Source organism: Bacillus sp. TH19 (assembly GCF_016651075.1).
In the GTDB taxonomy this organism is placed as follows: domain Bacteria; phylum Bacillota; class Bacilli; order Bacillales; family Bacillaceae_G; genus Bacillus_A; species Bacillus_A mycoides.
In genome coordinates this window covers 1799375-1812225 of sequence record NZ_JAEKEO010000007.1, presented here as the reverse complement: position 1 = coordinate 1812225, position 12851 = coordinate 1799375, and the positions used below count along the sequence as shown (strand labels likewise).

Genomic DNA, 12851 nt, shown 5'->3' with positions numbered 1-12851 from the left:
ACTTACTCATCCTTTCTTTAACTTTTTCTGTAAACGATACAGTTCATTCATCGCTTCTAAAGGCGTCATATCGAGTAAATCAATCTTTTTAATTTGTGCAAGTACTGCCGTTTCTTTTGCATCTAGAACTGACTTGTCTTGTTTTTTCGAAGACTGTTCTCCACCAAAGAATGATAATTGCGATTCTTCCTCAGTCTCTACTTTCGTCTCTTGTATTTCTGCTGGTTCTTCTTTTACAACAACTGGTTCTGGAGCGACTTCTGGCACTTTCACTTCTACTCGTTTCGGAATAACAATTTCTTCCTGTCCTTCTAGTTGTGCTAACACTTCTTTCGCGCGAGCGATTAAGCTCTCTGGAAGCTCGGCAAGTTGAGCAACGTGAATTCCGTAACTTTTATCAGCCGCTCCATCTTGAATTTTATGAAGGAAAACTACTTTTCCATTCTCTTCAATTGCTGAAACATGTACATTCTTTAGTTGGTCTAAACTTTCTTCTAACACTGTTAATTCATGATAATGTGTAGAGAATAATGTTTTCGCACCAATTTGGTCATGAATATGTTCAATGATTGCTTGCGCAAGTGCCATACCATCATACGTAGATGTACCGCGTCCAATTTCATCGAATAAAATTAAACTTCTCTCTGATGCATTTGCAATTGCATTTTTCGCTTCTAACATTTCAACCATAAATGTACTTTGACCTGAGATTAAATCATCCGCTGCACCAATTCTCGTAAAGATTTGATCGAAGACAGGTAATACTGCTTCTGTCGCTGGTACAAAACAACCAATTTGTGACATAACAGTAACAAGTGCTAATTGTCTCATATACGTACTTTTACCAGACATGTTCGGTCCTGTAATTAAAAAGACATCCATCTTCTCCGGCATAATACAATCATTCGGTACATACAATTTCCCGTTCAATACTTTTTCAACGACAGGATGACGACCATCTTTAATAAAGATTTCGCGCTTATTTGTTAAAACAGGTTTTACAAACTGCTCTTCTTCACTAACTGTCGCAAAGCTTTGCAGTACGTCTAGTTCACTAATTACTTTCGCTAAATGCTGTAATTTCGGAATGAATACTTTGACTTCTTCGCGAAGCGCTGTAAATAAATCGTATTCTAATTGTACAATTTTCTCTTCTGCTTCTAAGATTAATGTTTCTTTTTCTTTTAATTCATCTGTTATGAAACGTTCAGCATTAGCAAGCGTTTGTTTACGCTCATAGCGCCCTTCTGGAAGTGCTCCAAGATTCGCTTTCGTTACTTCAATGTAGTAACCGAAAATACGGTTGTACCCGATTTTTAACGATTTAACTCCTGTAATATCACGCTCTCGTTTTTCAAGCTCAGCGATCCACGTTTTCCCGTTTTTACTAACGTAACGATATTGATCAAGCTTGTCATTATAACCGTCTTTAATAATATCTCCATCTTTAATAGAAAGCGGTGGGTTTTCTTGAATACTTCTTCCTAGTAATTCAGTTAAGCTCTCACATGGATCCGCACCTTGAATTAACCTTGCAGCATAAGCATTATCTAACAGACTAATCGCTTCTAAAATAGCTGGTACTTGCAGTAAAGAACGTCTTAATTGTAATAAGTCCCGTGCATTTACATTACCAAATGCAACTTTCCCTGCTAAACGCTCTAAATCATATACTTCTTTTAACTTTTCTTTTAAATCTTCACGTAAGAAGTAATCATTTACAAACGTTTCAACCATTTCTAAACGCTCTTCAACTTTTTCTTTCTGGATTAGCGGACGTTCCATCCACTGTTTTAACATACGCCCACCCATAGCCGTTTTTGTTTTGTCTAATAGCCATAATAATGAGCCTGTCTTTTCCTTCGTGCGAAGAGTCTCTGTTAACTCTAAATTGCGTTTTGAATGCACATCAATTTTCATAAATTGATTCGTGTAATAAATTTCTACTGGTTGCAAGTGATCTAACGAACGTTTTTGTGTTCTTATCACATAGTTAAATAAGCGTCCAATTGCTTTAATTAATTTTGCTTGGGAAACACTTTTCACAAGATGTTCTAATCCTTCTGGAATAGTTGTTGTATCTTCATACGAAATCGTCATTTTTAATGTTTCAGTTAACTTATTTAATTCATCTTTTGAAAATGTAGAATCTACAACAATTTCTTTTGAACCAGTCGCATACACTTCTAATAAAATATCTTCTACTGAACCAGTTAATAACGTCACTGTATTTTGTCCAGTCGTTAAGTCATTACAAGCTAGCGCATAAGATCCATCTTCGAAATGTGTTAATGCTGCTAAGAAGTTATTCTCCTTCTCGTCTATTGTACGCCCTTCCATCATCGTTCCTGGCGTAATTAGTTGTACTACTTCACGACGTACTACACCTTTAGCTGTTTTTGGGTCTTCCACTTGCTCACAAACAGCTACTTTATATCCTTTTTCAACAAGTTGTTCAATATAATTTTTAGCTGCATGATGCGGTACACCACACATCGGTATACGTTCACTACTACCACCATCTCGGCTCGTTAATGTAATTTCAAGTTCATGAGCTGCTTTAACCGCATCTTCAAAGAACATTTCATAAAAATCACCTAATCGGAAAAATAAAAAGGCATCTTGATAGTCTGCCTTAACCTTTAAGTATTGCTGTATCATAGGCGTATATTGCGTCATGTCTTTCCTCCATAATTCTTACATAATAATCTATATTCATATATGTCACACTTCACGGACATCCATATCTCCTATTCCAGGAGTCTTTCCTCATTATAGCACATTTCATAAGGAATCATGTTCATGCAGAACCACTTATGTACTGTAAAAAGCTAGGAAGAACTTCTCCCTAGCTTTCTCTTACTCTTCTTCTGCATCGACGATAAAGTTCGGATCTAATTCTTCAAACTCATCATCATCGACTTGGAAATCCTCGTCTGATTCTACGCAACCTTCAGGATTTACACTTACACAAATTTTCGTTTCCCCAACTACTTCTGTTACAAATTCACGTTCTACCGTCACAACAATTTTATTACCATTTGGCGATACAAGAGCTTCTAAACAATTTGGCGGCTGAATTACACGAGCGATAATTTCTAAATCGTCACCAGAGAAGTTTTTATCACGATACCCAATACTTACTTCATCATTGTAGTTAACACGTTCTGTTACAACTTCAGTCTTTGTGTTTCCATCAAATGAATACCAAGTGTTTACATCATAGAAACCTTCAATTTCCACATGTTTTCCATTCTTTCTCGCTTCGTACGAATGGTTAATTACCCAGCACCCTAAAATACTTGTTGGCTCATTATTCGATTCACATGTATGCGTTGACTTTGTATACTTACGTCCTTTTCCAACCACTGCTTTTGTAATAATCTCTCTAAATTCGGACATTCGTAACCCTCCTCAATCACTATTCACTTAATCATATGCGTGACAATAGCGGAATGTGTCATTCTTTTTTTTGAGAAGAATTTCCGATATAACCCACTAAAAAAAAGAGATGTCAATAAGACATCTCTTTAACAACCACAATTTCCTTTTTTACTTTCTACTGCTGCACCAGTTTCACCCTTCAACACATCGCCGCCAGTTGAAACTAATATTTCATCTGTTACATTGTTAGAAATGGTACTAGCAACTAGCTGTAGTAAGTCATTTACATACGTTTGTGAAGATTTAAACTCCTGTACAACTGGGATATTATCTAACTTATCTTGAAGTGCATCAATTTCAGCTTCTACTTTTTTCAAAGCTTCCCATTTCCCATAATGTTGCAAGTTTACTGCTTGTTTTTGCAAAGCTTTTATTTCATCAATTGCTCGCTTTACATTTTCATTTTTATGAATTTGTGCTTCTGCTCGCTTAAAGAAATCGACTTCTTCTGTTTCAGAGATCATTTTCGCTAATTCTTTCGCTTGCTCAACAATTTCATCTTTCGTATATACTTTCATCTATTATTTCACCTCAATCGGCTCCTTAACCAATTCCCCGTTAAGAGACCAAGTTTTTGCTTCCGTTATTTTTACTTTCACAAGCTGACCAATTAAAGATTTTGAAGCAACAAAGTTTACAAGTTTATTCGTACGTGTATATCCCGCAAGTACTTCAGGATTATTCTTACTTTCTCCCTCAACTAATACTTCTACAATTTGACCTATATAACGCTTATTCTTATTAACTGCATATTCATTCACTAGTGTATTTAAGCGTTGCAATCGCTCTTTCTTCACTTCCATCGGAACATTATCTTGCATTTTTGCAGCTGGTGTACCTTCACGCGGAGAATAAATAAATGTAAATGCCGTATCAAATCCTACTTCACGATATAACGACATCGTCTCTTCAAACTGCTCATCCGTTTCATTTGGGAAACCAACGATAATATCAGTCGTTAGCACTGCATTCGGAATGGTTTCTTTAATTTTTCGTACAAGCTCTAAATAGTGTTCTCGCGAATATTTACGCGCCATAATTTTAAGCATATCTGTACTACCAGATTGAACCGGTAAGTGGATATGTTCTACTAGGTTACCACCTTTTCCAAGAACATCAATTAAATGATCATCAAAATCACGTGGATGACTCGTTGTAAAACGAATACGCGCGATATCGATTTTACGAAGTTCATCCATTAAATCGCCAAGACCATATTGTATATCTTCAAAGTCTTTACCGTATGCGTTTACGTTTTGTCCAAGTAACGTAATTTCTCTATAACCGTTCGCAGCTAGATGGCGAATTTCTTTAATAATATCTTCTGGACGTCTGCTACGCTCTTTTCCGCGTGTATACGGTACAATACAATATGTACAAAACTTATCACAGCCATACATAATATTTACCCAAGCTTTAATATCACCACGACGTACTTTCGGAAGGTTTTCAATTACATCCCCTTCTTTTGACCAAACTTCAACTACCGTCTCTTTTGAGAACATTGCGTCCTTTAAGATATACGGTAATCTATGAATATTGTGTGTACCAAACACCATATCTACATGCTGATTTTTTTGCATAATTTTATTTACAACAGATTCCTCTTGAGACATACAACCACATACACCAATTATAAGATCCGGATTTCTTCGCTTTAATGATTTTAAATGACCAAGTTCACCGAACACTTTATTTTCAGCATTTTCACGAATTGCACAAGTATTTAATAAAATCACATCTGCCTCTTCAGTTGAAAAGGTTGGCTCATATCCAAGTGTTGTAAAAATCCCAGCCATTACTTCTGTATCATGCTCATTCATTTGACAGCCATATGTACGAATGTAAAACTTTCTTCCTGCGCCAAAATCGCGAAACTCTTTAGGTAGGCCAAAATCTCTTTCAATTTTAACTTCTTCTTTCCCACGCTTTTTCGCCAATTTCAAGGAAGGTGGTTGGTATACACTTTCAAAGTATTTACTATAATCTTTCTCTTCTTTTTTCGTAGAGGAATTTGCTTGTCGACTTGCTAATCGTTGTTGCTCGTTCATCGGTAATCTCCTTTCACCCTTAACTATACACACACTCTGTAGTCCATTTTAATGCGCTTAGACCCATCTCAATGATGTTAGATAGCATGAGAGATAACTTGCCCTTTGAAACTTGAGTAATCGATCTAATCATCCGTAAGAATGAAGTCTTCCCCACACAAATAGACATTCCCTTTTTTTATTTCATCTTGTCCTACCCAAAAGTATATTGCTTTATCCCTATACACATTATCATAGTATAGAGCCTTTAGCCAACTTTAACGAAGAAGGCTTCTTATCCTATATTTCATTTCACAGTTATTGAACATGCTATTTTTATACAACGATTTATATATTATTTTATCATTCTGAATTTTCTAAGTAAACAAATCTATTAATTATTTTTATTCACTCAAAAAGAAGGTTACCAAGCGGCAACCTTCTCTCCGATTATTACATAAATTCAGCAACAAGCTCATCAAACATTTTCTGATCCATATTCAAATCAGCTTGCACTAAAGGTTTTTCACTATAGTCTTTTACAAGCTCTTGGTAAGAAGGCTGCTTTGTGTTTTGATAAATTAAACCTGTTACTAACCCGTTCTTTTCCATTAATGTTTGCATAGCCATCATGCGGTTAGATGGATCATATCCTTCTACTGTACTTAGTTTCGTTAAATTCTCTTTAAACCAATCATAAGTATTTACTTTATTATAAGTAACACATGGACTAAATACATTAATTAATGAAAAGCCTTTATGGTTAATACCAGCTTCAATAATTTGCGTTAATTCTTTTAAATCACTTGAAAAGCTTTGCGCCACAAATGTCGCACCAGCTGTTAAAGCCATTTCCATAACATTTAGTGATGGTTCAATTGAACCTTGTGGTGTACTTTTCGTTTTAAATCCAGCTTCACTACGTGGTGAAGTTTGCCCTTTTGTTAATCCGTAAATTTGGTTATCCATTACGATGTACGTAATATCAATGTTACGACGAATAGAATGGATTGTATGTCCCATACCAATCGCAAAACCATCACCGTCACCACCGGATGCAATAACTGTTAAATCACGATTTGCCATTTTCACACCTTGTGCAATTGGAAGAGCACGTCCGTGAATACTATGCAAACCATATGAATTAATATACCCTGAAATACGACCGGAACAGCCGATACCAGAAATAACAGCTAGCTCATCTGGATTTAAACCAACGTTAGCTGCCGCACGCTGAATCGCAGCCTGCACCGAGAAGTCTCCGCAACCTGGGCACCAGTTTGGTTTTACACTGTTACGAAAGTCCTTAAATGTTGCCATTTAATACAACCCCTTTTTTACATTCGTTGTAAATCTCTTTCGGCAAGAATGGATTTCCATCGTATTTTAAAAGACTAGAAATTTTCTCGCCATTGCCAAGATTCATTTTCATAATGTTAGCAAGCTGACCAGTTGCATTGTTTTCTACTACTACAACACGCTTCGCTTTTTTCACAAGTGGATCGATTTCAGCTGTTGGGAACGGATGAATTAAACGTACATGGGCATGGTTTACTTTCATTCCTTCTTGTTCTAAACGCTGCATTGCCTCTTCGATCGCACCACGAGTTGAGTTAAAGCCTACTAACAAGACGTCTGCGTCATCATGCTTAGCATTTTTGTAAATAGGGGTATTAAACTGTAAATTCGCCATTTTACGGAAACGTTTGTCCATTTGATCTTTACGATTTAACGCTGATTCAGATGGTTTACCCGTTTCATCATGTTCTACACCTGTAACATGGTGAATACCATTTTTCATACCAGGTAAAACACGTGGTGAAATTCCATCTTCTGTTACTTCATAACGCTTGAAGTATGCTTTATTTTCACGTTCTGGTAATTCTACTTCTAAGTCAAGCTTACCACGACGAATTTCCACTTTATCTAACTTAAGTGGTTCTACTGTTTGCTTTCCTAAAGAAAGCTGTAAATCTGTTAAGAAAATAACAGGCACTTGATATTCTTCTGCTAAGTTAAACGCTTCTACAATATCATAGAAAGCTTCTTCAACTGTACTTGGCGCCATTACGATTTTTGGAATTTCACCATGTGTTCCGTAAATCATAGCCATTAAGTCAGACTGCTCTTGTTTTGTTGGTAAGCCCGTACTTGGACCACCGCGTTGTGTATCAATGATAACTAGCGGTGTTTCAGTAATACCTGCTAAACCAATTGCTTCCATCATTAAAGAAAGACCAGGACCAGCAGATGCTGTTAATGTACGAACACCAGCGTAGTTTGCACCGATCGCCATTGTACAAGCTGCGATTTCATCCTCAGTTTGGATTACTGTTCCGCCGACTTTCGGTAACTTTTTAATTAAATATTCCATAATTTCAGATGCAGGTGTGATTGGATATGCAGACATAAAGCGAGCGCCACCAGTTACCGCACCAAATGCGATTGCGTCGTTTCCAATCATAAACATGCGTTTCTTACCGTCAGCTTTTTCAAGCTGCATCATGTTTACTTTCTCACCAAGCAATTCTTTCATGTATTGAGAGCCGCGTTTAATTGCTTCCATATTCTTTTGAACGACTTGCTCTCCTTTACGACCAAAGATTTCTTCAACAACCTCTAAATAAGCTGTTTCGTCTAATCCTAATACCGCACTAGATGCCCCAACAGCAACCATATTTTTCATTAAAGATGTGCCTAATTCTGAAGCAATATCTGTAAACGGTATCACATATAGATTTACATCTGTATTATCAGGTATTGTCGGATTAAATTTCGCATCCGCAACTACAATTCCGCCCGGACGTAGTTCGTGGAAGTTAAAATCAATTGTTTCTTGATCAAAAGCAATTAAAATATCTAAATCATCTGAGATCGCGCGTACTTCTGTTGTACTTACACGAATTTTATTATTTGTATGGCCGCCTTTAATACGTGATGAGAAGTGGCGGTAACCGTATAGGTAATATCCTAATCGGTTTAATGCAATACAGAAGATTTCCCCTGTACTTTCAATTCCTTCACCTTGTTGGCCTCCAACTTTCCATGAAAGTTGACTAATCATCTCCTACACCCCTTTTGGCTGCATTCATTGTAGTGTATTTTTTTACAGTATTAGTTTAGCATTTTTTATGCAAATAAACTACAATGGACGCAAATTATGCCTCTTCTGTTTTCCCTGAATCTTTAGTATAATGCTATTTCGTTTACCATTCTAGTATTAGGTCTTAAAAAAATCAATAAATTCAAGTGAATTTATTTTAATTCTTCTGAATTTTTAAAACACATTCTTTAGAACGTTATACAGTCAACAAAATTTTTATACAAAAATCGCTCTACAGTTGATTCATTATACTTTTTACACAGGTGATTAATTATATTTTCATAATCCCTATATACTTCTACACCTACAACAGTTTCTAAAATCCCATCAAAATCAGAACCGAATCCTATATTTTTTTCTCCACCTAATGAACAAATATATTCCACATGCCTTAATATATCTGCTATATTCGCTTGTCTTTCATTCGTTAAAAACTGCGGTACGAAAGTAATACCAATAATGCTATTTTTCTTTATAAGGGCTCTTATTTGTTCATCGGTTAAATTGCGTGGATGCCCACAAAGTTGATAACAGTTTGAATGAGATGCAATTGGGTTTTTAGCAATTTCAATAACATCCCAAAAGCTTCTTTCATTTAAGTGAGACACATCGGTCCATAAATGTAACGTATTAAGTTCTTGTACAACTTGTCTACCAAATGTAGTTAAACCTGCTCCACGTGCCTCTAGCGCTCCATCAGCTAACAGATTGGCATAGTTCCATGTCAATCCAAAGGAACGTACACCTAAGCGATAAAACAAACGTAATTTCATCTCTTCTTTTCCAATTGCTTCGCATCCTTCTAATGTTAATAATGCTCCAATCTCGTCCTGTTTTAGCATGTTAATATCGTTTTTTGTCTGAATAAACTTCATTCCTGGTAGCGATAGAATTTCATTATGAAAAATATCTATCATTTGCAGCGCAACTTCAAAACGCTTTTCATACGCTACTGTTTCTGGTATATATATAGCAAAGCATTGTATACTTCCTTTTCTTTTCATTAATTGTTCAAATGTAATATGTAATTGTGAATCGTTTTGAAAGTCTTTTTTTCCCTTTGCACTCCATAACTGAAAGAGTACATCGCAATGTGCATCAAAAATTTTCATTTTCATTCCTCCATTACAAAAACAACCTGTTTGCATACATGCAAACAGGTTGTTTCAACTTAACGAGGTTCTACAATTAATTTTATCGCTGTACGCTCTTCACCATCAATCATAATATCTGTAAACGCTGGGATACAAATCAAGTCCAAACCGCTAGGCGCTACAAATCCTCTTGCAATTGCTACTGCCTTTACCGCTTGGTTCAATGCACCTGCACCAATAGCTTGAATTTCTGCTGTTCCGCGTTCGCGAATAACACCTGCAAGTGCACCAGCTACAGAATTAGGGACCGACGTTGCTTTAACTTTTAATATTTCCATTCCGCGTTTCCTCCTCGTTTCTATAAAAAGTAATAGCAATTATTTCACTTTAACTTATATTCACGAGGAATGGCACGTATTCCTGCTAAATTTCTGTAATTTTTCTAAAAAATTAAAATATAACGAATTCTCTAACTTTTCGTTAAAAATCAGTCAAAAAATGGCTGGTCATCATTAATTAAAATGCGCTCAATTTTCTTTGCTTTCCCTGTATTAGGATCCACATCAATTAACACTGCACTTAATTGTGTTCTACCATTCGTCACTTCAAAACGCACTGGTAAGTTCGTTAAAAACTTCTTCAATACCGCTTCGCGATCCATACCTAAAATCCCATCATATGGGCCTGTCATACCAACATCTGTAATATAAGCTGTTCCGCTTGGTAAAATACGATTATCAGCTGTAGGAACGTGTGTATGTGTACCTACTACCGCTGTAGCACGACCGTCTACATACCAACCTAACGCCTGCTTCTCACTTGTTGTTTCAGCATGAAAATCAACAAAGATAATGTTTGTACGTTTTTTTGCAATACTGATTAACTCATCCACTTTACGGAATGGACAATCAATTGGAGGAAGGAAAGTACGTCCTTGTAAGTTAATAACTGCAACTTCTGTTCCATTACAATTTACAAAGATAAGCCCTTTTCCCGGCGTTCCTTCTGGGAAGTTAGCTGGTCTTGCAAGATATTTTGCATCATCGATAAATTCAAATACTTCACGGTTATCCCAAGCGTGGTTTCCAAGCGTAACCGCTTGTGCCCCGCACTCTAAAAAGTTTCGATATATTTTTTCCGTAATTCCACGTCCACCCGCAGCATTTTCTCCATTAATAATTGTTACTGTCGGTGTATATTTCTTCTTTAATGCCGGTACGTACTGTTGAATCATGTCTCTACCAGGAGATCCTACTACATCCCCAACAAATAATATTCTCATATGTCTTACCCTTTCTATGTACTACATTTTTTATTACCATACTATAACCTTAAAGCTATTTCCTTACAACAGTTACAATTTATCTATTATAAGTTTCTTTCACTTGCATACTGCTCATAAATAATTTTCTTTATTTTACCCAATTCCAACACAAAAAAATAAAGTGGTGTTTCACCACTTTATTTTGCGTATTCCACTGCACGTGTTTCACGAATAACAGTTACTTTAATATGTCCTGGATAATCCAGTTCATTTTCAATACGTTTTCGAATATCACGAGCTAAACGATGAGCTTCTAAATCATCAATTGTATCTGGTTTTACCAGAATACGAACTTCACGTCCTGCTTGAATTGCGAAAGATTTTTCTACGCCTTCATAAGACTCTGAAATTTCTTCTAACTTTTCAAGACGACGAATGTAATTCTCAAGCGTTTCACTACGAGCTCCCGGTCTTGCAGCTGATAATGCATCTGCTGCAGCAACTAGAACTGCAATGATAGAAGTTGGTTCTGTGTCACCATGGTGAGATGCGATACTGTTTATTACAACAGGATGCTCTTTATATTTCGTTGCGAGTTCAACACCAATTTCAACGTGGCTACCTTCTACTTCATGATCGATTGCTTTTCCGATATCATGTAATAGACCAGCACGTCTTGCTAGTTTTTCATCCTCACCAAGCTCCGCTGCCATAAGTCCAGTTAAGTATGCAACTTCCATAGAGTGTTTTAAGACGTTTTGTCCGTAACTTGTACGGTATTTTAAACGACCTAAAATTTTAATTAAATCTGGATGTAAGCCATGAACACCCACTTCAAACGTTGTTTGCTCTCCGACTTCACGAATATACTCGTCCACTTCACGTCTTGATTTTTCGACCATCTCTTCAATACGCGCTGGGTGAATACGTCCGTCCTGTACTAGTTTATCAAGAGCGATACGAGCTGTTTCACGACGAATCGGGTCAAATCCAGATAGAATTACAGCTTCTGGTGTATCATCGATAATAAGGTCAATACCTGTTAACGTTTCTAACGTACGAATGTTACGACCTTCACGTCCGATAATACGTCCCTTCATTTCGTCATTTGGAAGATTTACAACCGAAACGGTTGTTTCAGCAACATGATCAGCTGCACATCTTTGCATTGCAAGAGATAAAATCTCTTTTGCCTTCTTATCCGCTTCTTCTTTCGCGCGAACTTCACTTTCTTTTACCATAACGGCAATTTCATGAGAAACTTCACTTTCCACTTTACCAAGAATAATTGCTTTCGCTTGTTCGCGGGTCAGATTGGAAATGCGCTCTAATTCTGTTTGTTGCTTTTGAACTAACTCTCCCACTTTGCTTTCCAACTCTTCAATCTGTTGTTGTTTCGCTACAAGAGATTCCTCTTTCTTTTCTAACTGTCGCTCGCGGTTATCGAGCGTTTCGTCTTTACGATCAAGGTTCTCTTCTTTTTGCATTAAACGATTTTCTTGTTTTTGTAATTCGCTTCTACGGTCACGAATTTCTAATTCAGCTTCTGTACGAAGTGTATGAATTTCATCCTTTGCTTCTAAAAGCGCTTCTTTCTTAAGTGCTTCAGCATCACGATTCGCTTCGTCTAGAATACGTTTTGCTTCATTAGCTGCACCATTAATCTTCGCTTCAGCAATAGACTTTCGAACAAAAAAGCCAACAACTGCACCGACTGTTGCAAGCAAAATGGAGATGAGTATCCAAACTGTACTACTACTCATGATTTCACCTCCCCTTGCTATGAATGAAAAAAGACTGTCGGCATGTACATTGAATTACAACGTACAGCAAAGACCGTCGTCCCGCTTTTTTAAGGGACTTTCTTCATTTCACAATTAAAATGTCATATTATTATTTCGGCAAGATTTAAGTCT

General features: G+C 36.7%; 10 protein-coding genes. All 10 read right to left on the bottom strand.

The window, feature by feature from the left end:
* Nucleotides 1–6: 6 nt before the first annotated feature.
* Entirely contained in the window at nucleotides 7–2679 is a 2673-nt protein-coding gene (gene mutS / locus JFU54_RS13240) for a DNA mismatch repair protein MutS (protein ID WP_012261532.1), read from the bottom strand.
* Between the two features lie 180 nt (nucleotides 2680–2859).
* Nucleotides 2860–3402, bottom strand: coding sequence for an outer spore coat protein CotE (gene cotE, locus JFU54_RS13235; RefSeq protein WP_002014610.1), 543 nt, complete (start codon nucleotides 3400–3402; stop codon nucleotides 2860–2862).
* Between the two features lie 128 nt (nucleotides 3403–3530).
* Nucleotides 3531–3962, bottom strand: coding sequence for a YlbF/YmcA family competence regulator (locus JFU54_RS13230; RefSeq protein ID WP_002033698.1), 432 nt, complete (start codon nucleotides 3960–3962; stop codon nucleotides 3531–3533).
* Nucleotides 3963–3965: 3 nt separating this feature from the next.
* Nucleotides 3966–5495, bottom strand: a complete 1530-nt coding sequence (miaB, locus tag JFU54_RS13225) for a tRNA (N6-isopentenyl adenosine(37)-C2)-methylthiotransferase MiaB (RefSeq protein WP_002014605.1) — start codon at nucleotides 5493–5495, stop codon at nucleotides 3966–3968.
* A gap of 432 nt (nucleotides 5496–5927) precedes the next feature.
* Nucleotides 5928–6794, bottom strand: coding sequence for a 2-oxoacid:ferredoxin oxidoreductase subunit beta (locus JFU54_RS13220; RefSeq protein WP_002088040.1), 867 nt, complete (start codon nucleotides 6792–6794; stop codon nucleotides 5928–5930).
* Nucleotides 6781–8538: a 2-oxoacid:acceptor oxidoreductase subunit alpha gene (locus tag JFU54_RS13215; protein ID WP_002014603.1), complete on the bottom strand. Its 1758-nt coding sequence runs from the start codon at nucleotides 8536–8538 to the stop codon at nucleotides 6781–6783. The genes JFU54_RS13220 and JFU54_RS13215 overlap by 14 nt, the downstream gene beginning before the upstream one ends.
* A gap of 227 nt (nucleotides 8539–8765) precedes the next feature.
* Nucleotides 8766–9689: a dipeptidase gene (locus tag JFU54_RS13210; RefSeq protein WP_201052804.1), complete on the bottom strand. Its 924-nt coding sequence runs from the start codon at nucleotides 9687–9689 to the stop codon at nucleotides 8766–8768.
* Between the two features lie 59 nt (nucleotides 9690–9748).
* The gene (spoVS, locus tag JFU54_RS13205) at nucleotides 9749–10009 is read right to left on the bottom strand and encodes a stage V sporulation protein SpoVS (protein ID WP_000404341.1); all 261 of its coding nucleotides are present in this window, start codon (nucleotides 10007–10009) and stop codon (nucleotides 9749–9751) included.
* A 149-nt stretch (nucleotides 10010–10158) separates the two neighbouring features.
* Nucleotides 10159–10953, bottom strand: coding sequence for a TIGR00282 family metallophosphoesterase (locus tag JFU54_RS13200; protein WP_002014601.1), 795 nt, complete (start codon nucleotides 10951–10953; stop codon nucleotides 10159–10161).
* Between the two features lie 179 nt (nucleotides 10954–11132).
* Entirely contained in the window at nucleotides 11133–12698 is a 1566-nt protein-coding gene (gene rny, locus JFU54_RS13195) for a ribonuclease Y (protein WP_002014600.1), read from the bottom strand.
* Nucleotides 12699–12851 lie beyond the last annotated feature (153 nt).

Bases quoted from the DNA above. Each gene is read 5' to 3' on its own strand.
- mutS (WP_012261532.1), bottom strand. From the start codon at position 2,679: ATGACGCAATATACGCCTATGATACAGCAATACTTAAAGGTTAAGGCA.
- cotE (WP_002014610.1), bottom strand. From the start codon at position 3,402: ATGTCCGAATTTAGAGAGATTATTACAAAAGCAGTGGTTGGAAAAGGA.
- JFU54_RS13230 (WP_002033698.1), bottom strand. From the start codon at position 3,962: ATGAAAGTATATACGAAAGATGAAATTGTTGAGCAAGCGAAAGAATTA.
- miaB (WP_002014605.1), bottom strand. From the start codon at position 5,495: ATGAACGAGCAACAACGATTAGCAAGTCGACAAGCAAATTCCTCTACG.
- JFU54_RS13220 (WP_002088040.1), bottom strand. From the start codon at position 6,794: ATGGCAACATTTAAGGACTTTCGTAACAGTGTAAAACCAAACTGGTGC.
- JFU54_RS13215 (WP_002014603.1), bottom strand. From the start codon at position 8,538: ATGATTAGTCAACTTTCATGGAAAGTTGGAGGCCAACAAGGTGAAGGA.
- JFU54_RS13210 (WP_201052804.1), bottom strand. From the start codon at position 9,689: ATGAAAATTTTTGATGCACATTGCGATGTACTCTTTCAGTTATGGAGT.
- spoVS (WP_000404341.1), bottom strand. From the start codon at position 10,009: ATGGAAATATTAAAAGTTAAAGCAACGTCGGTCCCTAATTCTGTAGCT.
- JFU54_RS13200 (WP_002014601.1), bottom strand. From the start codon at position 10,953: ATGAGAATATTATTTGTTGGGGATGTAGTAGGATCTCCTGGTAGAGAC.
- rny (WP_002014600.1), bottom strand. From the start codon at position 12,698: ATGAGTAGTAGTACAGTTTGGATACTCATCTCCATTTTGCTTGCAACA.